20 protein-coding genes are annotated in these 23,101 nt (G+C 49.0%); 4 read left to right on the forward strand and 16 right to left on the reverse strand.

What is annotated here, in order from left to right; genetic code table 11:
• Nucleotides 1–28 precede the first annotated feature (28 nt).
• Nucleotides 29–2,497: a toxin Cry1Ac domain D-VI-related protein gene (locus ACQ5DJ_RS09870; RefSeq protein WP_429842302.1), complete on the reverse strand. Its 2,469-nt coding sequence runs from the start codon at nucleotides 2,495–2,497 to the stop codon at nucleotides 29–31.
• A gap of 110 nt (nucleotides 2,498–2,607) precedes the next feature.
• Complete coding sequence (locus ACQ5DJ_RS09875) at nucleotides 2,608–3,597, reverse strand: lipoate--protein ligase (protein ID WP_429842303.1); 990 nt, start codon at nucleotides 3,595–3,597, stop codon at nucleotides 2,608–2,610.
• Nucleotides 3,598–3,836: 239 nt separating this feature from the next.
• Between ACQ5DJ_RS09875 and ACQ5DJ_RS09880 the strand changes: the two genes are divergently transcribed.
• Complete coding sequence (locus ACQ5DJ_RS09880) at nucleotides 3,837–5,594, forward strand: methyl-accepting chemotaxis protein (protein ID WP_429842304.1); 1,758 nt, start codon at nucleotides 3,837–3,839, stop codon at nucleotides 5,592–5,594.
• 88 nt (nucleotides 5,595–5,682) lie between these two features.
• Here ACQ5DJ_RS09880 and ACQ5DJ_RS09885 read toward each other — a convergent pair whose 3' ends face one another.
• Both ACQ5DJ_RS09885 and ACQ5DJ_RS09890 read right to left on the reverse strand, forming a co-directional pair.
• Nucleotides 5,683–7,446 (reverse strand): sensor histidine kinase, encoded by a 1,764-nt coding sequence (locus ACQ5DJ_RS09885; RefSeq protein WP_429842305.1) that lies wholly within the window; start codon nucleotides 7,444–7,446, stop codon nucleotides 5,683–5,685.
• Nucleotides 7,436–8,161, reverse strand: a complete 726-nt coding sequence (locus tag ACQ5DJ_RS09890) for a response regulator transcription factor (RefSeq protein ID WP_429842306.1) — start codon at nucleotides 8,159–8,161, stop codon at nucleotides 7,436–7,438. Before ACQ5DJ_RS09890 ends, ACQ5DJ_RS09885 begins: the two co-directional genes overlap by 11 nt.
• Nucleotides 8,162–8,360: 199 nt before the next feature.
• On the opposite strand from ACQ5DJ_RS09890, the gene ACQ5DJ_RS09895 reads away from it, so the two are divergent.
• Nucleotides 8,361–9,347 (forward strand): peptidoglycan DD-metalloendopeptidase family protein, encoded by a 987-nt coding sequence (locus ACQ5DJ_RS09895; RefSeq protein WP_429842307.1) that lies wholly within the window; start codon nucleotides 8,361–8,363, stop codon nucleotides 9,345–9,347.
• 69 nt (nucleotides 9,348–9,416) lie between these two features.
• Here ACQ5DJ_RS09895 and ACQ5DJ_RS09900 read toward each other — a convergent pair whose 3' ends face one another.
• Entirely contained in the window at nucleotides 9,417–10,016 is a 600-nt protein-coding gene (locus ACQ5DJ_RS09900; RefSeq protein WP_429842308.1) for a DJ-1/PfpI family protein, read from the reverse strand.
• 137 nt (nucleotides 10,017–10,153) lie between these two features.
• On the opposite strand from ACQ5DJ_RS09900, the gene ACQ5DJ_RS09905 reads away from it, so the two are divergent.
• Nucleotides 10,154–10,861, forward strand: a complete 708-nt coding sequence (locus ACQ5DJ_RS09905) for an ArsR/SmtB family transcription factor (RefSeq protein ID WP_429842310.1) — start codon at nucleotides 10,154–10,156, stop codon at nucleotides 10,859–10,861.
• On the opposite strand, the gene ACQ5DJ_RS09910 is transcribed toward ACQ5DJ_RS09905, so the two are convergent.
• The 10 genes from ACQ5DJ_RS09910 to ACQ5DJ_RS09955 all read right to left on the reverse strand — a co-directional run bounded on the left by ACQ5DJ_RS09910 (nucleotide 10,862) and on the right by ACQ5DJ_RS09955 (nucleotide 21,580).
• Nucleotides 10,862–11,749, reverse strand: a complete 888-nt coding sequence (locus ACQ5DJ_RS09910; RefSeq protein WP_429842311.1) for a DMT family transporter — start codon at nucleotides 11,747–11,749, stop codon at nucleotides 10,862–10,864.
• Nucleotides 11,750–11,845: 96 nt separating this feature from the next.
• Nucleotides 11,846–12,991, reverse strand: coding sequence for a GNAT family N-acetyltransferase (locus ACQ5DJ_RS09915; protein WP_429842423.1), 1,146 nt, complete (start codon nucleotides 12,989–12,991; stop codon nucleotides 11,846–11,848).
• The gene (locus ACQ5DJ_RS09920) at nucleotides 12,984–14,318 is read right to left on the reverse strand and encodes a F390 synthetase-related protein (protein WP_429842312.1); all 1,335 of its coding nucleotides are present in this window, start codon (nucleotides 14,316–14,318) and stop codon (nucleotides 12,984–12,986) included. Before ACQ5DJ_RS09920 ends, ACQ5DJ_RS09915 begins: the two co-directional genes overlap by 8 nt.
• Nucleotides 14,306–15,160 carry an MBL fold metallo-hydrolase gene (locus tag ACQ5DJ_RS09925; protein ID WP_429842313.1) on the reverse strand — a complete coding sequence of 285 codons (855 nt, stop codon included), beginning with the start codon at nucleotides 15,158–15,160 and terminating at the stop codon, nucleotides 14,306–14,308. Before ACQ5DJ_RS09925 ends, ACQ5DJ_RS09920 begins: the two co-directional genes overlap by 13 nt.
• Nucleotides 15,147–16,148 carry an NAD-dependent epimerase/dehydratase family protein gene (locus ACQ5DJ_RS09930; RefSeq protein ID WP_429842314.1) on the reverse strand — a complete coding sequence of 334 codons (1,002 nt, stop codon included), beginning with the start codon at nucleotides 16,146–16,148 and terminating at the stop codon, nucleotides 15,147–15,149. The genes ACQ5DJ_RS09925 and ACQ5DJ_RS09930 overlap by 14 nt, the downstream gene beginning before the upstream one ends.
• A gap of 15 nt (nucleotides 16,149–16,163) precedes the next feature.
• The gene (locus tag ACQ5DJ_RS09935) at nucleotides 16,164–17,339 is read right to left on the reverse strand and encodes an ATP-grasp domain-containing protein (RefSeq protein WP_429842315.1); all 1,176 of its coding nucleotides are present in this window, start codon (nucleotides 17,337–17,339) and stop codon (nucleotides 16,164–16,166) included.
• Entirely contained in the window at nucleotides 17,329–18,324 is a 996-nt protein-coding gene (locus tag ACQ5DJ_RS09940; RefSeq protein ID WP_429842316.1) for a beta-ketoacyl-ACP synthase III, read from the reverse strand. Before ACQ5DJ_RS09940 ends, ACQ5DJ_RS09935 begins: the two co-directional genes overlap by 11 nt.
• 173 nt (nucleotides 18,325–18,497) lie before the next feature.
• Complete coding sequence (locus ACQ5DJ_RS09945) at nucleotides 18,498–19,193, reverse strand: response regulator transcription factor (RefSeq protein ID WP_429842318.1); 696 nt, start codon at nucleotides 19,191–19,193, stop codon at nucleotides 18,498–18,500.
• The gene (locus ACQ5DJ_RS09950) at nucleotides 19,190–20,647 is read right to left on the reverse strand and encodes an ATP-binding protein (RefSeq protein ID WP_429842319.1); all 1,458 of its coding nucleotides are present in this window, start codon (nucleotides 20,645–20,647) and stop codon (nucleotides 19,190–19,192) included. Before ACQ5DJ_RS09950 ends, ACQ5DJ_RS09945 begins: the two co-directional genes overlap by 4 nt.
• Nucleotides 20,648–20,674: 27 nt before the next feature.
• Nucleotides 20,675–21,580: a hypothetical protein gene (locus ACQ5DJ_RS09955; protein ID WP_429842320.1), complete on the reverse strand. Its 906-nt coding sequence runs from the start codon at nucleotides 21,578–21,580 to the stop codon at nucleotides 20,675–20,677.
• A gap of 174 nt (nucleotides 21,581–21,754) precedes the next feature.
• Here ACQ5DJ_RS09955 and ACQ5DJ_RS09960 point away from each other — a divergent pair, with 174 nt between their 5' ends.
• A complete protein-coding gene (locus ACQ5DJ_RS09960) occupies nucleotides 21,755–22,633 on the forward strand; it encodes a proline iminopeptidase-family hydrolase (RefSeq protein ID WP_429842321.1) in 879 nt (292 codons plus the stop codon).
• Nucleotides 22,634–22,736: 103 nt separating this feature from the next.
• Here ACQ5DJ_RS09960 and ACQ5DJ_RS09965 read toward each other — a convergent pair whose 3' ends face one another.
• On the reverse strand, nucleotides 22,737–23,033 hold the full coding sequence (locus ACQ5DJ_RS09965) for a hypothetical protein (protein ID WP_429842322.1): 297 nt from the start codon (nucleotides 23,031–23,033) through the stop codon (nucleotides 22,737–22,739).
• Between the last annotated feature and the right edge of the window lie 68 nt (nucleotides 23,034–23,101).

The following is a 23,101-nucleotide window of genomic DNA, read 5'->3' on the forward strand; positions in this document are numbered from 1 at the left end:
CGTACCTCCTCGATGGACTTTGGCTTACTCATTGCTTGGGTTTTACAGGTGCTGTTGCTGTGCCTTGTATAAGATTCCCGGCCTTATCCCTCATGAAGCCTGATTCAAAGGAAACCTTGCTCTGTTCCGTGATGAGAGACCCGTACGTGGTGTAGAACGTATCTTGGAACGTTACGCGAATGGTGTTTCCGGACACCTGGAATTTGGCATACGCCGTTACCTCTCTCTTGTCGTCAAAATTCCCGGAAGGTGAGAATAGCATTTTCAAATTGGGGTTCGGGTCATTACGAAGTGGTTCTGAAGCCGACAATGTATAGGTTGTTCCCTCTTCGATGACGTCTGGAGACAATTGGGGGGAAGTAGCATCAAAGCCGACACCAATCTCCTCTGTATCCAGCAAGTTTTCGCCCCGATACAGCTTGAACACTGCATAAGAGTTGTCATCTTCTGTTACCGTTGGCTTTGCCTTGATCGTCACTCCATAATCTCCATGGGTCATTTCCAATAAAGACTCGTCGACCTCGACGGTGATGTATTCCTTTTCATTGATCACAAAACGGTCCAACTGGTTGTCATAGCGATACGAGAGGGGCTGATTTTTTACAGATACCTCAAGATATTCGCTCAATGCCCTCTTGTCCATTGCTGGCTCCCACTTGTCGGCAATCGTTACTTGACGGGACTGGGTCGGAGCAATCGGCAGCTCGATCTCGGCATCAGGCAAGCGATCTATTCGCGGGTTGTTGAACAACAATTGTGCTTTTGCTACATAGGACATCCAGTGTGTTTTTTCTGGGCCCTCACTCAGAAGCTCGACCTTGGCATAGGCCGCATCGATCATTTCCTGAGTAACCTTGGGCCTCAATTCAACCATATCATTATTCGTATAAAGCCCCTCTACTGCTTGCTTTGCTTCTTTCAGCAAATCTTTCCCGTTGTCCAATAATGTTTTCGCCTTTTGGATATCCGCTAACAGCAATACCTTTGTCTCCGAGCCGTCTTTTAGCTTCTCTACCTTTGCCTTCGCTGCATCGATCGTGCTCTGTGTCACTCCCGGTTTTAGCGCTGTCTGGTTTTCATCGGTGAACAAGTCACGAACGGCTTTTTTTGCATCGACTAGCAGCAAGTCGTCATACTGCTCCTGTGCCTTCTCAATATCGGCGAGCAAACCCGGCTTTTCCGACACACGATTGTCCAGCCCCTCGACCAGCTTCTTCGCATCATCGATCTGTTTCTGGGTCGTTCCTGCCCGTAGTTCTTCTTTCTTCCCATTCGTAAACAGGTCTTCGACTGCTCTCTTCGCTTTTAGCAGAGCCGGGATCGGCGGAGGATCGATTGGAGGCGTAATCACAATGACGGGGTCTTTGAAACGGATGGAAAAACTGTCACTCGTAACATCTTCCTGTGCGCGCTTGATGTGTCGCTTGTCGATCGTGAAGCTGACTTCTTTTACATTGTCCGCGACTGTATGCTTCCTGGCCTGTCCTGTAAACAAAATGGTGAGCTCGTCGTCGCTCTCTTGTTTGCTCTCCATACCCAACCCGTCAGGCAGATTATGTACCTCGATATCATCGGCAGACAGTTCACCAATGAACTTGCCGTTAGACAGCTTGATCGTTTGTTTTGCCGTGATGCTACCATCGTTTGCTCCTGCCTCTTCTATCACCGCCTCGCTGACAGAAAGCGCGGGCAAATCAGGCAGCTCGGCTCCATCTATAGCTATCTCAAAGACGGCTTCCGCCTCGTCCATTTTTGCCGCAATTTCTACCAGGCCTTCATTCTTGGCTGTTACCTTGCCCTCGATGTTGACGAAGGCCATTCGTCTATTGCTAGAGCTCCAGAGCAGCTCCCGTCCAGTAACGATGCGGTCATTTTCATCAAAAGCAACGGCGATCAGCGTTAGCGATTTATCCGTATGATCTTTGGTAGATAGCCGGGCATCCTCTGCGACCGCTACCAGCTCGATCCGCTCTGCTTTTGTCCCTCTTTCAGCGATCACGAATGGTTCAAATTCCGCTTCTTCTCCGTCATACTGCAAGCGCAAGGAAACCGTCTGTTCTTTTTTCGCTGCACGAATCGGTGAAAAACTCAGCAAAACAAGCTGCTGTTCCTCTAGCCAGACAAAGCTCTTGATTTTGATCCGAGTGGGATATCGATCATCTATAGTGGCCGTCAAACGGAAATCCTTTGCAACAGGTGCCTTGTCAGGAGTTGTCTCCAATCGATAGGCAATGAAGCCGTTGGTCGATGTATGCCCCTCTGACTCTAGCAAGGACTCCCATGACTGGTTCTCTTCTTCTACTACTTCCCCTGATGCCTCTCGTACTTCCTCATCCGTTTGGTCTTCAGCTACTGACGGGCTGGCTGTCCCAATTGTCTGGATTTCTTTAATCGGATGCGAAACGGCTGCATAGGCATTGCCGACAAAAGAAAGTAAAAAACCAGTGGAAACAACGGCCGTTAGAATGACTTTGGCCTTTGGTTGCTTTTTACCCATATGTAAATACCCTCCTCTTTTTCTTTTGTATGACAAAATAATGCAAACTAATGCTATCAGAGGAGGAAATGAAAAAAACCTAACAAAAGTTAGGTTTTTGACGTACTTTTTTAGACGAGTAATAGATCGACAAAAGACGCTTGATCCAGCTTTCCGAAAAACTCCTGAAGATTGATATCGGCCAGTCGATCACTGATAGAGGAACGATCATACGGCGTATCGCTCAGCACTGCTTCCAGTTCTGCTACATCACGTACACCGAAGAAATCCCCGTAAATTTTCGCTTCTTTAATTTTGCCTTTCTCAATATCAAGCTGAATCTCCACGGTGCCGATATCGAAACGTTTGGATTGACGGTAATTGCTTTTCGGAGACTTGCCGTAGTTCCACTCCCAAGTCTGGTAACGGGAACGGGAAAGCTCGTTGATTTTCTCCCAATCCTCGTCTGTCAGCTTGTATTCTTCGATCTCTCCTTCTCCAAAAATCGAACGGAGAATCGCCAGCCGGAACTCTTCAATGGTCATCTTATTCACCAAAAACTCCGAAATGTTGGCGACGCGGCTGCGGATGGATTTGATCCCTTTGGACTGGATCTTCTCTGCGTTTACCTTCAGCGCAGACACGACATTTTCCATCTCCGAATTAAAAAGCAGCGTGCCGTGGCTGAACATGCGTCCTTTGGTCGAATACTGCGCATTGCCAGAAATTTTCCGTTCCCCGACCTGTATGTCATTTCGTCCAGTCAGCTCTGCTTCTACCCCTAATGTTTTCAAGGCTTGTACCACGGGAGCCGTGAATTTGCGGAAATTGTGGAAGGACTCGCCGTCATCATTCGTAATAAAGCTGAAGTTCAGATTGCCGAGATCGTGATAAACAGCACCACCGCCAGACAGTCTGCGAACGACGTGAATGTTGTTATCCTCTACATAGGTCGCATTGATCTCTTCAATTGTGTTTTGGTTTTTCCCGATAATGATAGAAGGTTCATTCATATAAAACAGCAAGTAGTCGTCACTGTTGGGCAAATGCTTCAGGGCGTACTCCTCAATCGCTAAATTGATGCGTGGATCTGTTATCCCTTGATTATCGATGAATTTCATTCGATAGCCTCCATCCGTAAGCGTTCTATCTTCCTATCATACCATTTCCTGCTGGTCTGTACTGCTTTCGAATCTACTCATACATGCAGCAACGTTTACTTATATAATTTTTTTGTGGATTTTTTGAAATTCCTCTATAAAAACGTTTTCATTTTGTCGATAAAGGACGTAAGTCTAGGGCAATCATCTTGGTGTTTTCTTTTCTAGATTAAATACTATGGATCAACGAGGTGTTCTTTATGAAAACAACCAAGTTCTCCCGTTCAAACTCTCTTCGTACGAAGCTCGTCCTGTTATGTCTCCTGCTATTGGCGATTCCTTGCCTCGTCATCGGATTTCAGGGCTATTCTTCTGCGAGCGCCAGCTTGGACGACTTGGGCAGCCGCATCTTAAAAAACAACGTGAACCTGACAATCGAAATGATTGATGTTCTCCAAAAACAAGTCGAGGCGGGTAAAATCAGCAAAGAAGATGCACAAGAGCAAGTAAAAATTCACATCCTCGGGCCTAAGCAATCGGATGGAACCCGCTCGATTAACAAAAATATCGATTCCGGTGCCAGCGGATACATGCTCGTTGTAGATGAGAAAGGTGTCATGCTCGCTTCTCCTTCGATTGAGGGGAAGAATCAGTGGGATGCAAAAGATTCTGACGGTATCCTTTTTACCCAAGAAATGATTAAGCGCGGTCAGGAAGGTGGCGGCTTTACATACTATCAGTGGTTGAAGCCAGAAGAACCAGACGTTCTCTATCCGAAAATCGCCTACTCCAAGCTAGACCCTCACTGGGGATGGATCGTAAGTGCAAGCAGCTACATGGAAGACTTCAATGCCCCTGCCGAAAAAGTGCTGTCTGATTTGCTTCTCGTGCTGGGACTCTTCTTGATTGTCGGATTCGTCGTCACGTGGTTTGCCTCCGGGTTCATTTCCAAGCCGATCTCCTTGGTTGCTGAGCGCGTGAAAGAAATTGCTGGTGGTGATCTGTCCGGTAAAGACATCGTGGTAAAAAACCGTGATGAAATTGGACAATTGGTGCATGACGTGACCCACATGACAGAGAATTTGCGCCAGCTCATCTCTCGCGTCCGCATCAGCTCTCTGCATGTCGCTTCTACTTCTGAGGAGCTGACGGCGAGTGCAGAACAGACGAGCAAGGCAACTGAGCAAATTGCCACTACGATGCAAGAGATCGCCATCGGAGCAGAGGATCAGTCCAAAACGATCGATGGAACGGTCAAGACGATCAACGACATGTCTTCGCGCCTGCAACAAATTGCATCCAGTAGCGAACAAGTCTCTCTGACAGTCGATACGACGAACATGCTGGTTTCAAGCGGCAACGAAGCGATTGACGGTGCCATCGCTCAAATGAATTCCATCAACGTAACTGTCCACGAGTTGGCAGAATCCATCAAGATGCTTGGTCACCGCTCTTCGGAAATTAGCAAAATCGTTGAGGTTATCACCTCGATTGCCGAACAAACGAACCTGTTGGCACTAAACGCTGCAATCGAAGCTGCCCGTGCTGGAGAGCATGGACGTGGATTTTCTGTCGTCGCCAATGAAGTACGTATCTTGGCCGAGCAATCAGCAAAATCTACTCAGCAGATTAAAGACCTCATTAGCGCGATTCAAGTCGATACGAACAAAGCCGTATACGTGATGGAGACGACGACATCTGAGGTTTCGGCTGGAATCGAAGTCGTACATGAAGCCAGCAAGGCTTTCCAGGAAATTTTGTCTGGAACGACAGAAGTAGCACGTCAGATTCAGCAAGTGACCACAGCCACTCATCATATGACAACCGGAGCAGAGCAAGCTGTCCATTCCATTGAAACCATTGCCACCACTGCAGAGACAACGGCTTTCGGAACACAAAACATATCTGCTGCCGCTGAACAACAATTAGCCTCTATGGAGGAAATTTCGTCCTCTGCTGCTTCCCTGTCAAAAATGGCGGACGAGCTGCATGAATCGATTCAGCAATTTAAGGTGTAACCATAAACGCGCAAACGAAAAAGGCTGCCTTTGCTGGTCACCCCTGACCTCGCAAATGCAGCCTTTTCCTCTCCATATCAACACCTATCTAAGCCCGAGGTGATTGCTCCGCTTCCCACGTAATCGAAATCGTCGTCCCCTGCCCGACAGCTGTTTTCACTTCGATTGAACCACCAAACGCTTCCACTAATGCTTTGGTAATGACCATCCCAAGGCCAGAGCCTTCCGTACGGGACTCGGTGTCTGTGCCACGATAATACCTCTCAAATAGTCGATCTGCTGTTTCTTCATCCATCCCACTACCATTGTCGCTAAAAATGAGTACAACTGTCGACGGCTCAACGGCCTGTAAGCTGATGGACACAATCGTACCACTCTCGTTGTGAATCAAGGCATTGGCAACCAGATTATCCACGATACGCTGAAACCAAGGCTTGTAGATGAGCATGTAAACAGGTTCGGCAGAGGGGGTAAACCTGATACAGTCTTCCGGGTACAAGGGATGTTTGGCTGCCTCCGTGATGGCTTCAGCAGTGCAACCATTCAGGTCAACGAGCTCGACTGTAGGAGCTCCTTGTCCGTTCCTCAATCGATACGTCAGCGCCAAATCGTTGATCAAGTCTTCCATATATGCTGACTTGTCCAAAATAATTTTGGCGAAAGTATGTACCTCTTCTGTCGTCCACGTATACTCCGCATTTCCTAACAGATGCGCGTACCCTTTGACAGAGGACAGCGGTGTCTTCAAATCATGGGAAACACCTGCGATCCACTCATTTCTCAATTGCTCCGTTTCTTGGCGAAGCTTTTCGTTGCGGTAAAGCGTTTGTGACAAGGAGTCCATCGAATCAATCACATCTTGGTAAATACGGTATTTGCGCTTTCTCTTCCCTCGCTTGTCTTGGCTGACTGGAACACCATCCGCATTGGCAGGCTCCTCGTACTTTCCTCCACGCAAAAAGGTCAGCCATCGTAAGACGTGAACAATCGGTGCGCCAAATCGCTGTCCGAACAAGTAGGACACAATCCCGAAGACAAACATCGCCGACAAGAGCAACACGCCCATCCCGATGAAAAGGGCCTTACTTTCTGGTGTCAAAACCGGTTCTTCCCCGGGTGTCATTCCTGGCAACGGATAACTGAGTACCCAGGTTTGACCGCTTTTTTGATCATACTGCGATACGATTGTTGCTCCGTAGCGATCCGGGTATATCGAGCGTAGCGCCAGCTCTTCCACCGAGAAATCTTTGATCGCTTTTGCAGGCTTATTGAAGGAAGCCAGCTCTGCTCCCTTCGGGTCTAGGAGCTGCACCCAGCCCGCTTTACTCATCAGTTGATTTTGGATGCTTGGAGGAAGCATGATCTCGTTATTTTTACGATCAGCCTCCTTAATCATCTGCTGCAAGAAATCGTCATCGCGGTTCGTCATCCCATACAGCAAGGTGTGCACCACACCGTCTTTTTCCTGTATCCATAACGATAACCGATACGGAAACGGGCTTTTTCGGAGCCAATAAGCCGTTAATTGGCCAGGACCGTAGTAGCTAGGTACGTCAGGAGGGGTAAAGAAAGAGTCGGTGACATAACCCTTTTCATCAATCCGCTGAAGCCACCCTCCGCTTTCTCGTACCTTCTCCAGCAGCTTCGGGTCAAAACGTACATCCTCTCCCTCTACTTCAATAGTCTGGATCAGCCGTTGCAAGCCGACACTCTCAAATTCACGTGAGGACTGTACTTTTGTCATTTCTTCAAGCGTCCAATATAACGTAAACCCGGCTAGCACAAAGAGGATAAGGCCAACCAGCACCAACCACATGATCAGATGGAGCGCGATTCTATTCTTAATATTCATAAGGAAGGCCCTTTTTCACCATTTTGTACCCGAGTCCCCTGACGTTCACCAAAAACTCCGGTTGCGCTGGATCGGGCTCGATGCGTTCCCGAATCCGGTGGATATGTACCATGATGGTGTTGTCGTCACGTAAGCTATTCACGCCCCATACTCTTTCGTACAGCTCGCTTTTCGAAAATATCCGATTCGGATTTTTGCACAAAAATAGCAACAGTTGAAAAACAAGGGACGGACAAGGAATGACCTTCCCCTCCACATAGAGCTCCCCTGCTGCTTCATAAACTTGAAAACGCCCAAAATCATAGCCCCCTTGAACGGGTGCTGTAGATACAACCGTGTTCGGTCTGCGCGTACGGCGAAGCAATGCCTTGATGCGTGCGACGATTTCCATCGGATTAAACGGCTTCGTCACGTAATCATCCCCGCCAACGGCAAATCCGGTCAGCTTGTCAAAATCGGTATCTCTCGCACTCAAGAACAGGATCGGCGCATCCGTTAGACGGCGGATGAATGGACATGCTTCTATGCCGCTCATGTTCGGAAGCGTTACGTCCAGGACGATCAGGTCATAGCTATTTCGTTCGCATGCACGAAGCGCCTCCTCAGACGTTTTCACCTTGTCGATCGAGTGGAATCCTTCTTTGTGCAGTACGGTCTCAAGCAATTGGAGAATGGCTTGCTCATCGTCCACGAGAAGGATAGCTGCATCTTTCACGATCACTTCGCTCCTTTTGCGCTTTTGCGTTATCCTCCATTTTATCATGCGTAGTGTCAGCGCGCGTCCGCAACAACCTTAACGGAATCATAATTTTGCGTACGTTCGATTTAAGAATCCTGTAAGCCAGCGTTTCATGTCCGATAAGAGTGGCTTTCTATAATGGAGCTAGCGCTTAGAACAAGATAGGAGTGGCGACATGAAAAAAGTTTGGATTTCACTCGGTGTAGGAGCAATTCTATTGACCGGATGTGCTACGCAATCAGAAGCAACCGCAATACCCTCTACTACTGAATCCCCCACAAAGAAAGAAGGTGCAAAGGCGATGACGGTAAAAACGGAATCTTTTGTGCAAGCTCTCCTTAACGGAAAAATAGAGGATGCGTATGAGCAAACAAGCTCATCATTCAAACAGCAGGTTTCAAAAGCACAGTTTGTTGAAGGGTATACTGCTTTTAGCAAGGGGTTGAAGTCGTGGAATCACCATTCCCACACATCCGTAAACGGCAGCGATTATGATACCTGGGTGGATCAGGACACCAAACGAGGCCTCGTCCTTACAACGGATGAAAAAGGGGTCATTACGGGCGTTTTATTAAAGCCGCTGCAAAGCTACCCTGATACCGACAATGCTTTGACGAAGCTGACATATAACACCCCGTTTACAGGTGAGTGGTATGTGTTCTGGGGAGGTCAGAATGTCCTTTCAAACTATCACTATGAGGTGGAAAGTCAACGCTATGCATATGATCTGATTCAGGTCAAAGACGGATTATCCTACAAAGGTGATCCTGCGAAAAACGAGAGCTATTTCGCCTTCGGACAAGAAATACTCGCACCGCAGGCAGGAACCGTCGTGCATGTCGTCAATGATATCAAGGATAATGTCCCTGTCGGAGCGATGAACGAGCAGCAGCCCGCTGGCAACGTCGTCATCCTCGATCATGGTAATGGAGAATTCAGCTACTTCGCCCATTTGAAGGAAGGCTCCGCCAAAGTAAAGGTTGGCGATCGTGTGGAAAAAGGGGATTTGCTTGGGGTATGCGGCAACTCTGGCAATTCCAGCGAGCCTCATCTGCATTATCAGGTTTCTGACGGCAAAGATTTGTTCAACAGCAAATCGATTCGCGTGCAATGGGAGAACGGATTGAATCCGCGTCAAGGCGAAAGCATTACCGCGAAATAAATTGTATATTGAAACAGTAGCAGTCCATCCTTTTGTCTTGTATCCAAAGAGATGGACTGCCACTTTCTTTTAGAGGACAATATCATACTCCATTATCTTCGCAGTCTGTTCTGCTACTTCCGCGCCTACTAATCGTTTGATGATGTGAAAGGACATATTGATACCCGCTGAGATCCCAGCAGATGTCACGATATTTCCTTCATCTATGAATTTTACTCCTTTTTGCACAACGACTTCTGGAAATTCCTTTTCCATTCGTTCGAGACCTGCCCAATGGGTCGTTGCTTTTTTGCCCGATAATAAGCCTGCTTTTGCAAGTAAAAAAGCTCCTGTGCAGACAGAAACCATGAGCTCCACCTGCTGCATTTGCTCTCGAATCCAATTGATCACTTGCTCATTATGCATTTCTCGTTCCCTCGCACCTACCCCACCAGGAATGATGAGAATATCAAAAACAGGCATATTGCCAAAGCTGTAATCAGGTTGAACCTTCAGACCATTGAGCGCTTGAATCATGTTCCCTTTTTCCGATATCGTTTTTACACGAAAAGGTATATGGCTGCCATTTTCCATGGATGTCACCGAGAATACTTCAAACGGACCTGCAAAATCCAGAACCTCCACATCGTCAAACAAAAAAATTCCTACTCGCCATTGCTTGGTCTCCATGTGGATCTCCTCCATTCCTCATTTGGATAAATTTTACAACAACTCTTCAGGGAACATCTCTTGTTTTTTTCGCTGTAAGAATCTGCTAGAGTCATGGATAAGAAGAGAAAAAAACGATGGAGGAGGTCCACTGTCTGATGAGTACGAGCCCCAATATTATAGAGGTCGCGTCCCTCATAGGAGAACCATCCCGCGTCTCCATCCTGGTCAGCCTGATGAACGGTAAGGCACTCCCCGCCAGTGAACTCGCCCGAAACGCAAAAGTCACCCCCCAAACGGCAAGCACGCATTTGGCAAAGCTGGTGGAAGGCGGTCTTTTGGTCAGCGAATCGCACGGCCGACATCGCTACTATCGCCTGGCCAGCCCCGAAGTCGCCCAAGCCATGGAATCGTTAATGACTATCGCTGCGCCAAAGCCGGTTCGTTCCTTGCGCGAATCCGACCAATTGCGAGCCATCCGCTATGCTCGCACCTGCTACGACCATCTCGCAGGCGAAGTGGGCGTTGCCCTGACGCAGAGAATGCTGGAATTGCAGTTGATTAAAACATCCGATCAAGACTACGTGCTCAGTGAAGCGGGAAAAAACAAGCTGCAATCACTCGGCGTAGACCTTCAGGCCAAGCCGAAGAGCAGGCGTCGTTTTGCCCGTCCGTGTTTGGATTGGAGCGAGCGTCGCCACCACTTGGCAGGCAGCCTCGGGGCCTCGCTCACCAACCGCTTTTTTGAGCTTGGCTGGATCGAGCGAGTGCCAGGAGGGAGAGCAGTCCGTGTCACGCCGTTAGGCAGCTCTGGATTTATGACCGAGTTCGGACTGCATGTAGATGAATGCAAAAAGCACAGCTAGCTACTCTGCCAGCTGTGCTTTTTCACTTACTTGCCTTCGCGGAGCAAACGTCCAGTTCACCAGGAAAATCCCTGCGAAAATCAACAATCCGCCCATATAAACATGCCATTGCACAACCTCACCGAGCAGCAACCACCCCGACAAAACACCGAAGAACGGAGCGAGGAACAAGAAAGCACTCGTCCGGCCCTGATCTCCGTGATTCAGCAAGTAAAACCACGTCGCAAACTGCACAATGGAAGCCATGATCGCGAGCCATAGGACGACGAACACAGCGGTCGGTGTCACAATCAGCTTCGGCGTTTCCAGCGTGAGCCCCATTACAAGGAGAAGAATTCCTCCGAACAACATCTGATAGGCAGTCATCACCCACACATTGAAACGGACTCCCCACTTTTTGACGAGAATCGTAGCAATTGACCACGCTAGGGCAGACCCGATGCCGAACAACGTCCCAGTCTCCCATTGCAGATGGAAGCCAAGCGTGATGAACACCCCAACCAGTCCAATCAGAACACCCATCCATTGCGTCAGCCGATAAGATATTCCTAGAAACAACGTTCCCCATATGACCACGAGCAATGGATTCATAAACGTCAGGATCGAGGATTCACCCGCTGTGATTGTACGCAGACTCAAAAAGATACACCCCATGACTGCGGCCGTCTGCAAAAATCCGATCAAGCACAGCTTCCCCCAGTCACCCGCCGACTTCGGAAGCGGCTTTTTCCATACCCACGCTCCCATGATTAGTCCTGCCAACGTAAAACGCAGTCCTACCAGCAGCAATGGTGAAAAATAAGCTAATCCAATCTTTCCTACCGCAAAAGACGAGCCCATCAATGATGTCGTCACGACGACAAGTATCCCGAACAAAATTCGATTCATGGCATTGTTCCCCCCGTTTCAGGCAAGCTACTTGTTTCTTCTTACTTGTAGTGTACCTGACGGTTAGTTCGATGAGGGTCGAAGTGTGCAAATGGTTTACAGTCGGTACTTCTCTACCATCTTGATCCCGATTTGATTCAACAAAACAGCGAGCACCTTCCAGACCGTTTGACGATAATACGGCAAATGTTTGACATACACCGCTGTATATTCCGGTTCCCCTTCCGCTCCCCTGTCCGCTTTGAATGCGCCTACGCCCGCACTTTGATGGAGCAGGATGCCCTTGCTCTGTGCTTCTTGTACCAAGAGGCATGACAACATCCGATACAGCCCGGTCTCTTTGGGAAGCGTCGTATCATAGCCGAATAGCGGTGTCGTCATCACACCATTTCGCTCAAAATAGCCAAGTATGCCGTCCAGTCGTCCGTCTTTTTCCAAGCCGATGAGGGTCAATGTCCTCTTTTCCATCGCCAGTTGGACAAACTCCACCGAAAACTGTGGATTATGCTGGGAGTATTTATCCAGATACAGCGCGTTGTATAAAGCAACGATTCGCTCAACATGCTGTTCTCCCAGCTCCTCATGGCGCAGGATGCGATAGCCGGATTTGGCAAGCATTTTCCGATCGCGATTGAGCGTATTGCGGACCCGCCACTTGCCCTGCGCTGGCCAATCGGGGTGGAACAGGTAGACGTAGCGACTCGGAACCATGAGATAGCCCTTCTCTACGAGTCCCTTGTGGAAATCCGGATACAGCCTGCGACAAACAGATCGAAACGCGATGATATGACCGGGGAACCTTTGGATGCAGTTTTCCGTGATCTCCTTCACTTCATCTGAACGCACATCATGATACAGATTCGTCGATAACAGCCAATTGTTGACGATGACCATTTGGTTGCATTGACTTTTTTTCATCCAACGTCCAAGCCCTGTCAGTACAGTCGACAATACCCGCCTCAGCACCCCTGAATCGAGCATGCCTAGCTCTTCTTTCGCGTACGTCACGTAATGGGTAAACACCGAACTGACATACGAATTGTCGTACTCGGTATCGTTCACCGTTACGGGCATGATCCGATCGCCTACACGGAGTGCATGCATCCGCGTCTGTACATTTTGCACATAGCGAGATGGTTGTTCCGTCATCATGGGCAACAAATAGCTTTTGACGTAGTCGGCATCCTGCGCCTGTTCCCAAGGGATTTGTCCCGCCGAGGCCCCTTCATACCATTCAATCAATTGCCTGCTCACCTTGAACAAACATCCTCTCTACCCGCCGCAATTTTTTCGTACCGAGATTCAACTCGTACAGTACAAACACAATCGCAGGCAATTGTCCTTGCTGATCGGCAATGACTCGCTCCAGGCCTTGGCGTACTCGCTCCTGCTCTCGCATGGACGGTCCCGCCCCATCCTTCATGAGCAGTGCTACCTCAACATGCTCATAGCTTCGCTGACGTACTGTATACTCTTCTATCTCATCGGACGAGGTAATGACAGCACGACGGATGAAATCAGGAAAGACCCATATCCATCGAGCTTCGTTTTCATGGCGAAAAACAAACAAATCATCTGCCCTGCCCTCAATCGATTCCAGCGCCATAAACACCGAGCCGCACGGACATGGTGTACGCTTTTCCGTCAAAATGTCGTTCAAACGATACCGGATAATCGGCTGTGTCGTCCGGGAAAAGTCTGTAATGATCGGAAAGAATCGCTCCTTTTGCTCATCGAGATACTCCTTTTCCACCACCACGAGGTCTTCATTGATATGCAATGTCCCGTGTGAGCAGCTCACCGCAAGCAGCCCTTCTGTGCATTGATAAATTTGATGCACGATCTGCCCGAACACTTCTGCGATGTATGTTTCATCCAACGGGTCCAGCACTTCCGCCACCGAGATCACCTTAATCGGAGATATCCGCAATTTCCCCTGACGCTGGGCAGTCGCGAGCATTCTCAACATCGACGCTGGCGCAACCAACACCGTCGGCTGATACTGATTCAGGTGATCAAGGTGCTGGTCGAGCGGTATTTGCAAATCGAAGAACGAGAATTGAATGCGACGCCTGTTGACCGCGGTATACAGGTTGCTATTCGCTCGCAAGAAAAAAGCAATCCGCTGTGTCGACCATAGCTGACCAGGCAGTGCTTTCGCCAAAATCACCCCTGCCCATCTCGCCTGCTCCTGCGGCCCCACGAGAAAAAGCCCGCGATTGCCAGATGTCCCAGAAGATAAGCCTACCGTCACGCCATTTAAGTGGGGAGTGAAATCGCGTGTCGCTTCTGCTTTTCGTGCAATCGCAAATGCTTCTTCCTTCTTGATTCCGCACGTATTTAACTCGTCAAAATGATTCATCATGCGCTTTTTATCAATCGGCTCCATCTGTCTCCATTGTTCTGGCGCTCCCAATCTCTTTTGGTAAAAAGGAGAAGCTGGCAAAATGCGCGACAACATCGCTCTGACCTGCGCTTCTTGCCATTTCACCAGCTGCTCACGCGAGGAAAACCGACGGGCAAGCCACTTCGTTTTTACATACTGCTTTAAGAGTGTCATGATCTCCATGTGAACTCTCCTCTGCTGGCCTGCCAGACTTCTCCGCAGTGTGTCGGCATGATTTTCATGTCGGGACGTTGGCGGGATAGCACATGCAGCTTGTGCAAATGCTCGCGATACGCCTGCCGATCCGCCATGATCAACCTAGCCAGCGGGTGAGGCAACAGGTTGCCACGATAGGCTTCACTCGACCAAGCGGCATCCGCACACAAAAATACATCCCCATGATCCTGATCGCGCAGGAACACACCGAACTGCCCGATTGCATGTCCGTTCAGATCGACGATGTACAGACTCTGATCCGCAAACAAATCGTAGCCTTCGGCGTATGGCGCGTAAGCCTCTGGCAATGCCACTAGCCCTTTGCGATCAATAAAAGTCACCCGTTCTTCGAAATCATCAGGCATCAAGTCAGGCAAGTACGCCTCCCGTAGCGCCGCCCACCCCGTCTTTCCCTTTACGTGGTTGTATGCACTCTCGAAGCAGTATAGTCGCGCATGTGGAAAATCGCGCAAACCTCCAATATGATCGGCATGAAAATGGGAAATGAGAATACCCGCTATGTCTGTCGTTTTGATTCCACGTGCTGCGAGCTGTTCAGAAATACTCTCATGTGCCTCCGAAAATACCGGCGTTATTTTGCCGTACAGCGAATAAGGAAGCTGGCTCGTGGCTTCAAAAAAACGCTGCGAATAGCCCGTATCAAAAAGCAGCAAGCCGTGAACAGGATGCTCGATAAGCCCTGCGATCGCGTGAAACGGAATGTTTTTCATCCGGCCACCTTTTCGGGAAAACATCTCGAGCTGCTGGCAGTAGCCCGTGTCCATCAGCGTCAGTTTAACGTCCATCATGCTTCCTCCACCAATCTGTAAACGTCTCGATGCCCTGGGCAATGCTCACCCGCGGTTCATAGCCCAGATCGCGCTTCGCCTTTGAGATGTCCAAGGTTTGTGACTTGGCGAGCACGCCTACCGAGTAACGCGTCAAAACCGGCTCGCGATAGCCCAAAACGGTCTTGGAGAGTGTCTCCAGTACCCAAGCTGCCGCATACGCCTTCCAATATGGCAACTCGCGCGTTTTCAGCGGAACTCCCAAACGATGGAACACATCTGACAACACCTCGATCATCGTTACTGGCTCCCCATTTGTAATGTTGTAAGCCTGTCCCCATGTGTGCGCTGGAGAATCCATGCACAAGATCAGCGCGTCCACGACATTTTCCACATAGGTCAAATCAATGATCGCCTTGCCTCCGTCGATCAGCGGAACGAATTTCTTTTCATTGGCGCGGATCAATCTGGGAAGGATTGCATTGTCCCCTGGGCCAAACAAGGCCCGAGGACGAATCGTTATCGTCGGAAGCCCTTCGAGAAACGCCTTGTCGACTTCCAGCTCCGCCTGATACTTGGTCTGTGCGTATGTATTGGCAAACCGTACGGGCATCGGCTCATCTTCGCGGATCTCCAGCTTGTCGTCAAAAGCAAAATAAATACTCGGAGTCGATACATGGACCAGACGCTCTATGCCGTGCTGCTTGCAGCCCTCGATGACATGAATGGTTCCTGTCACATTTGTCTCGTACATGTCACGGTACGTTCCCCACGGGGAGGAAAAAGCAGCCACATGATGCACGATGTCCTGATCGCGGAAAGCCTTCAACATGGCCTCTCTGTCTCTTAGGTCTGCCCGAAGGAATCGAATTCCCTGCTCCTGCAATTGCCGGCCGATTCGTTCGTCTCGTCCTTGCGCTGTCACCTCATAGCCCATTTCATGCAGTCGCGTAGCCAGTTTCTGTCCGAGGAACCCTGTTGCCCCTGTTACTAGAACTCGTTTATTCATTTCTTCCTCACGTCCTTACGCCTCTTCTCCGTTCCATTCGATATCGCTCGTACTGCAAGCGATCATGCTTTTTCTCGTTCGAAAACTCTGCCAAGCCAAATCTGCCAGCATAGAGAACTGATCAAAAAAAGGCCGTGGATCATCCCGCCTAAACAGTACATCCCTCGCAGAAAGCATGTCGCTCACCCAACGCTTTGCCTTCTTGCCATTCGTCATGCCAGCAAGGCCGTATGTAAGCATCGCCATCCCTAGCATACAAGCTTGTTTTCCAGCAGGAACAACGGTTTTTTCCCGATCAGAAAAGTAAGCAGTCGCAGCCTCTTGCTGTCCTGTAAACAAATGCACACCGCTTGTCAGGCGTGGATTGCATTCGATCACGTATAGCTCTCCCTGCTCATTCTCCATGAAATCAAACGCGATTTGTCCGCTAAACTTATGCCGTTGCACGAAGCGACTAACAAATTCTCTTACCTGTGGATGGGCTGAATAGGCGAAGTGAATCGTGGCACCCTGCCCTGCTGTATGTGTTGTTTCGTAATCGGCGTACAAGGTGAGTTGTCCATCCTGAGCAACCGCGTAGCTGCACACCTGTCTCCCCTTTATAAACTGTTGGACTAGCCATGGTTGCCTCACTATCGGTTCGGGTAGCGTAGACTGCCCTACCGCAGAGGAAGGGTCTGCCATGATCTGTACATGAGCTGCGAAGCGAGAATAGACGGGCTTCAGCACAACAGGCCCCCTTGCTTGTAGCATGGCCTCCCGCAATTGAGCAGGAGTCTGTACCCGAACCGTCTGCGGGACCAGTGCTCCCACCTCGCGCGCCATTTCGGCAAAAAGCCATTTGTCATGCAACGAGCGCAGTACTTCTATTCCTTCTACAAGCACTTCGCCATAGTCAAGCAAGCGATCCCGCCCACGTGAGACGTAGAATATCTCCTCGCAAGTCGGGATCAACAGATCGATACGCTCACGCTGCATGATTTCGCACAGCTTTTCGATATAAGCATCGGGCTGCTGACGTGGAGGAGGCACTTGATAGGAACGCTCTACATAACGAGAGTGCTGGCATAAATGTCGCCGCGCACTCTCCGCTACAATGACCCGATGTCCCGCAGAACCCAGCAAGCGCGCCAGCTCCAACGTAGCTGGAGCTCGTCCTCCTGTCAGCAAGACTGATTGTTTAGTATTCAAGCACAATTCCCCCGAGAGACAAGCCGGCAGATGTGCCCAGCAGCATCAGGTGATCGCCTCGCTGTATCCGATTCTGCCCAATCGCTTCATGCAGCGCCATTGGAATGGAAGCTGCAATGACATTGCCATGCTCTGCTAGAATGTTCACCATTTGCTGGTCGCTAAAACCGAGCTTGCCTGCCATGATCCGCATCGCCATCCCACTGGCCTGATGTGGAATGACTGTACGAATTTGCTCCTTGGTTACGGAAGCTGCGGACAGCAAGCGATCTACAAATCCGGTAATCAACTGCGAGGTCAGGCGAAAAATTTTCCGTCCGTCCATATCAAATGCAAAGTCTGCTTCTCTTCCTTGCGCAAATTGGCTCGGGTGGATCAGCGTACCGCCACCCCTTATTTCGGAATAGTGCGCTCCTTCACTGTATGTTTTCATACTTGAACCCAAGATGCAGGAACTTTCTGTTTCTGGCGTCCTGCCGATGACAACAGCCGCAGCTCCATCTCCGAACAGCACGCAGCTCTCTTTTTGTTCCCAATTCAAACCTACGGAGGATATCTCAGTTGAAACAATCAAGACTCGCTCGTAAATACCAACCGCCATCTGGCACGACATCACATCCAGCGCAGTGACGAAGCTTAGGCATGTCGCATTTATATCAAAGCAAGGAATACCTGTTTTGCTTAGTTGAAGCTCTTCCTGAATCAAGGCAGCCGTGCATGGGATTTCCTGTTGCGCCGTCCCGCTTGCACATACGATACAATCGATATCGTGAAAAGTAAGTCCCGCCGCTTCCAAAGCACGCCTAGCAGCGATGGCTCCCATCTGTACTGCCGTTTCGTTCGTCACAAAATGCCTGACGCTTACCCCGGACTTTTTCTCTACCCATCCAGCCGCAAGACCCAGCTTTACTTCCAGTTCTGCTGCTGTCACTCGCCGAGTGGGCAAGTATTTCCCTGTTCCGAGGATTTTGATTCTTCTCTCCATAATCTGTGTCTCCCTTTGCTCGCATTACTCATACACCATTCGACATCTGCCATTTATTTTACCTAAGTTTGTCGATTTATGGTAAACAGAATAAACACTTGGTACGAAATACCCAAGTGTTTTTGTATGCCACTTTTTTCGTTACACAAGCTTTGCGACTCGTTTCCAAACGACTATAGTAAAAATCGATAACCGACACCCCACACCGTCTCGATGTATTGCGGCTTAGCCGGATCGCTTTCTATTTTTTCCCGTAGCTTGCTGATATGCACCGTCACCGTTGCGATATCCCCGTACGAGTCGAGACCCCAAATCTTTTCAAACAGCTCCGTTTTGCTAAATACCCAATTGGGGTGGGTTACCAAAAAGAGCAGAAGGTCGTATTCCTTGGAAGTGAACGACACTTCGTTTCCATTGATGTAAACTCTCCTCGCCAGCTTGTCGATGCGAATCCCACGAAGCCTGATCTCCTCTTGTGCCGTACGCGGTTTGGAATCGGAGACGAGACGGTCGTAACGGGCCAGATGGGCTTTGACCCTCGCTACCAGTTCGCCCAAGCTAAAAGGCTTGCTGATATGATCGTCGGCTCCCAGACCCAGGCCACGGATCTTATCGATGTCTTCCTTTTTAGCGGAGACGAGCAGGATCGGAATATTTTTGGCTTTCCGGACTTGCTTGCAGATTTCGAAGCCATCCACGATCGGGAGCATCAGGTCTAGAATCAGGAGGTCATACTCCTCTTGCAGTGCCTTTTGTAAGCCCGTATCGCCGGAAGTAGCAACATCGACCGAGTAGCCGTTTGCCTCCAAGTAATCCTTTTGCACCTCTGCGATCACCGTGTCATCTTCAATGATTAAAATGTGTTTCATTCCACGTCACCCCCGGCTCTCTTGGGATCTGGCAAGGTAAAACAAATGCGGGTCCCTCGTCCGCTCTCACTCTCCACCCAAACACGACCACCGTGCCCCTCCACAATTTGTTTGACGATGGCGAGTCCAAGACCACTGCCTCCCATGGCCGAATTACGCGAAGGGTCCGCTCGATAAAAGCGGTCAAAAATATGGGGTATGGCTTCTTTTTCAATCCCTGTCCCATTGTCACAGATCGTCACGATCACTTCACCGTCGGCTTTCTCCACTTCCAATCGGATCAGCTTCTCGTCCTTGTTCAAGTACTTCAGGCTATTGTCTACGATATTCATGAGCACGCGATGAAGTTTTTCCTTATCAGCCATGACGGGGATCGGACTTTCATGATGCTCGTCATAGCGAATTGGAACGCCGTGCATCCGCGGGTCTAGCCGCAGTTCCTCGGCAAACTGAGCCATATATGCTCGCATATCGACTTCTTCAAAGTGAAAAGGAAGCTTGTTCAAATCCAGTCTCGAGAATAAAAATAGCTCATCAATCAGACGGTCCATCTGTTCTGATTTGATGGCAATCATCTTCATATATTTTTCCCGCTTGGCTTCTGTGTCCGCAATCCCTTCCTGGACCGCTTCCACACATGCTTTGATTCCTGTTATGGGTGTTTTTAGATCGTGCGAAATACTGGAAATCAGTTGTTTACGATTTTCTTCATACTGAAGCTGCAAGTGGATCGAATCATACAATCTGCCACGCATCTCTTCAAATGCTTCTCCCAGCTCTCCTAGTTCATCTTTGCGATGGAGTTGAACAGGGCGCTCCAAATTGCCCTCCTTGATTTCGTTCGCTGCCTGCTTTAAGGCGTACAAAGGTCGAATGATACTGCGTGAAACAAGAAACGTTAGTACACCGTTCGTCAGCGCCACAATCGTTAGCAGACTGAGAATCAATGCGATAACAAAATAAATACCTGTCTCCATAAATGGGAAAGAGTTCGCGAGGAAGTAGAGCTTTCCTTTACTCTGATCAGCAAAAGTGAACTCGTACGTGTCAAACGTGTAGCCGTCCTGTTTCAATTGCCTCCAGCTGTGCATACGCCCCTGATCCGGCTGCCCCTGCAAATAGTCAGGCAAGTCAGCACTATCAATCGACTGGGAGCGGAATAGTACTTTTTCGTCCTTTGTCAGTATCAATGCTCCGCCAACTGCATGAAGCTGCTCATCCGTCTCTGTTAGCATATTCTGGTTCGCCAATTGATCGGGAGCGTATTTGGCCATGAATGTGACACCAGCAAACAACTCGTCTCGTTTATTCAGAGTATCACGAAGGAACGGTTTGCCTGCTTCTCGTTCCCCCCAAAAGTAATTCGCCAATCCCGATGCCACCAATCCAAACAAAACAAGGGGGATAATAATCATGGCAATATAGGAGAGCAAAAGTCTTGTTTTGATCGACATGGTTCTTCACCCCCTTGTAGTCATGGTTTACTCGGAATTGGAATGCTTCGTCCAGCCTTTTCTCCACTTGTTCTTCATGTCCTCGCGGGAAACCTTCTCGACTTGCTTGCCAGTAAGATCGATGCGTTCAGGTGTGGTCGTACCTAGATCAGACAAGCGGATATCCAAAGAAAGCTGGAGCTTGTGCTCTTTCCCAGACGCGTCCGTTCCCGAGAGGTGCACCACAGCAGATTGCTGTTCGATTTGATTTTTTTCGTCGATCTTGGCGTTCAGCAATACTTGGTCCACTTGAAAATCCTCTTGCAAGCGAGGGAGCTGGATAGATAGATGGTTTTCAGAGGAAGACGCTTCTTGACTATGTTCGGCGAGCTTATCGTAGAGAATCGGTCCGGCTGCTTGAATAAATGCCGGAATTTGCTCTTCGGAGAGCTGAAGCGACGTACGCTTGCCTCCATCTGGTAGATTCTCAACGGTCGCGTTTTTTCCGAGATCGCCGAATATCGTAGCAAATAGCTTATGCATCATTGCGCCGCGTTTATTATCGGTGTCATTTTCTGATTGGTGTCTTCCATCCACTTTTTCCATGACCCGATAAACGTTACTATCCCCTTTTTTAACCACAACTTGATCCTTTTCCAGAAAGGCTTGCATGCTTTTCTCACCCAGCGTGTCTGTAAAAGTCGCATCTACATTTCCGATGTGCTGGCCATGATCGATCTTTGCGACTCCTTCGAGTGTGAGCAGCTTCACTCCGTTGTCTGTGAGCGCTAGCTGCGCATGGGCCGTCATGCTTTTCGCTTCCTTCGTCTGATGCAGGGCTGATTCATATACGCCCATCGTATTGCTATCCGCACTCGCTGACGCCCCGTATCCCCAAATTAATGCTCCTGTGATTCCAACCGACAAGCTGATACCCAACCATTTTTTTCGCATGTTGATCCCTCCTATTTTCATCGAAAGCAACTGTCATCGCTTTCTATACCAGTGATGATAAATAGAGGGTCTAAACACGCTCTAAATCAATTCTAAAAAAAGTGTAAAAACAATTCCATATGCTATATTGAAAGAAGAAGAGATCAGCATGAACCTGAAGTGGAGGCATTATCGATGAGTATGCAAGAAGGCTATATTGAAGTTCCTGGCGGAAGAGTATGGTACAGTCGTGTCGGCGAAGGGGAGAAACCCCCTCTGATCGTCCTTCACGGAGGACCTGGCAATACGCATGATCCGCTCAAATCAACGCTTCATGTCTTAGGCAACGACAGACCCGTCATTTTCTACGATCAGCTCGGGTCAGGAAATTCTGATCGCCCTACTGATCTGAGTCTTTGGAAAACCGAACGCTTTGTGGAAGAGCTAGCTTGCATCAGACAAGCCCTTGGCTTAAAAGAGGTTCACATCCTGGGGCATTCGTGGGGCACCATGCTCGCAGCAGCTTATTTGGTGGATGCCAAGCCGGAAGGGGTACAGAGCATCATCTTCTCCAGCCCATGCCTGAGCGCAGAGCGTTGGAAACAGGACGCAGATCGTTTAATCGAGCAATTGCCAGTGGATGTGCAACAAACCATTACCACACACGAAGAGCAGGGCACAACTGATTCACAAGAATACCAGGATGCTATGAAAGAATACTACAAGCGCCATGTGTGCCGCCTTGATCCAATGCCAACAGTCATGACAGAAAGCCGTCCAAAAGCGAACAAAGAAGTGTACATGACGATGTGGGGACCATCTGAGTTCTGCCCGACAGGGAATCTGAAAACGTTCGACTACACGCCCAAGCTGCATCAAATTAACATCCCTTCCCTGTTCGTTTGTGGGCGTTATGATGAAGCGACGCCTGAAGCGACAGGTTACTATCAATCTCTGGTGCCAAACGCCGAGCTCCATGTCTTTGAAAATAGCTCGCATGTTGGCTATCTGGAAGAAACAGACGAATACGTGCAAGTCATCCGCAGCTTTTTGCAAAAAGCAGATAAGAAATAAAAAGCCGTAGCCTCGCTGGCTTAGCCTGACATATAAAAAACGGAAAGACTTCGTATCGCTGAACGATGCGAGTTTTTCCGTTTTTTTATGAACCTGCGAATCCTCATTCTTTTTTTAAGAAAAGAAGGGAATTAAGTATGTTCAACCCTAAAATGATGAAAAACATATAGGTGGACCTAGCATCTCCGCTTAGATTAAATTCATCAGCGATGTAACCCATAATCATAAGATTCGTTCCAGAAACGATTACGGAAATTGCTGAAATCATGCTAAGTGTGAATCCATTGACAAGATTACCTCGTTTCTTTTGAAGCAATAACGCAACGGAAGTAACTAGTAAGCTTATGATAAAAGTAATCAAAACGAATCTTAATAAATCGTTTATCTCCATCCCGACCATGACCATCCCCCTAATCTGTCTAACAACGTAACGAAGCTGTCCAAACTAGCCCCTAACAGAACCACTTC

Source organism: Brevibacillus sp. FIR094 (assembly GCF_050477165.1).
Classification (GTDB): Bacteria; Bacillota; Bacilli; order Brevibacillales; family Brevibacillaceae; genus Brevibacillus.

Excerpts from the sequence above, each read along its gene's own strand:
- ACQ5DJ_RS09875 (WP_429842303.1), bottom strand. The coding sequence starts at position 3,597 with ATGAAATTCATCGATAATCAAGGGATAACAGATCCACGCATCAATTTA.
- ACQ5DJ_RS09910 (WP_429842311.1), bottom strand. The coding sequence starts at position 11,749 with ATGAATCGAATTTTGTTCGGGATACTTGTCGTCGTGACGACATCATTG.
- ACQ5DJ_RS09930 (WP_429842314.1), bottom strand. The coding sequence starts at position 16,148 with ATGAATAAACGAGTTCTAGTAACAGGGGCAACAGGGTTCCTCGGACAG.
- ACQ5DJ_RS09895 (WP_429842307.1), top strand. The coding sequence starts at position 8,361 with ATGAAAAAAGTTTGGATTTCACTCGGTGTAGGAGCAATTCTATTGACC.
- ACQ5DJ_RS09905 (WP_429842310.1), top strand. The coding sequence starts at position 10,154 with ATGAGTACGAGCCCCAATATTATAGAGGTCGCGTCCCTCATAGGAGAA.
- ACQ5DJ_RS09880 (WP_429842304.1), top strand. The coding sequence starts at position 3,837 with ATGAAAACAACCAAGTTCTCCCGTTCAAACTCTCTTCGTACGAAGCTC.
- ACQ5DJ_RS09945 (WP_429842318.1), bottom strand. The coding sequence starts at position 19,193 with ATGAAACACATTTTAATCATTGAAGATGACACGGTGATCGCAGAGGTG.
- ACQ5DJ_RS09900 (WP_429842308.1), bottom strand. The coding sequence starts at position 10,016 with ATGGAGACCAAGCAATGGCGAGTAGGAATTTTTTTGTTTGACGATGTG.
- ACQ5DJ_RS09885 (WP_429842305.1), bottom strand. The coding sequence starts at position 7,446 with ATGAATATTAAGAATAGAATCGCGCTCCATCTGATCATGTGGTTGGTG.
- ACQ5DJ_RS09965 (WP_429842322.1), bottom strand. The coding sequence starts at position 23,033 with ATGGTCGGGATGGAGATAAACGATTTATTAAGATTCGTTTTGATTACT.
- ACQ5DJ_RS09920 (WP_429842312.1), bottom strand. The coding sequence starts at position 14,318 with ATGGAGATCATGACACTCTTAAAGCAGTATGTAAAAACGAAGTGGCTT.
- ACQ5DJ_RS09950 (WP_429842319.1), bottom strand. The coding sequence starts at position 20,647 with ATGTCGATCAAAACAAGACTTTTGCTCTCCTATATTGCCATGATTATT.
- ACQ5DJ_RS09940 (WP_429842316.1), bottom strand. The coding sequence starts at position 18,324 with ATGGAGAGAAGAATCAAAATCCTCGGAACAGGGAAATACTTGCCCACT.
- ACQ5DJ_RS09870 (WP_429842302.1), bottom strand. The coding sequence starts at position 2,497 with ATGGGTAAAAAGCAACCAAAGGCCAAAGTCATTCTAACGGCCGTTGTT.
- ACQ5DJ_RS09960 (WP_429842321.1), top strand. The coding sequence starts at position 21,755 with ATGAGTATGCAAGAAGGCTATATTGAAGTTCCTGGCGGAAGAGTATGG.
- ACQ5DJ_RS09955 (WP_429842320.1), bottom strand. The coding sequence starts at position 21,580 with ATGCGAAAAAAATGGTTGGGTATCAGCTTGTCGGTTGGAATCACAGGA.
- ACQ5DJ_RS09925 (WP_429842313.1), bottom strand. The coding sequence starts at position 15,160 with ATGATGGACGTTAAACTGACGCTGATGGACACGGGCTACTGCCAGCAG.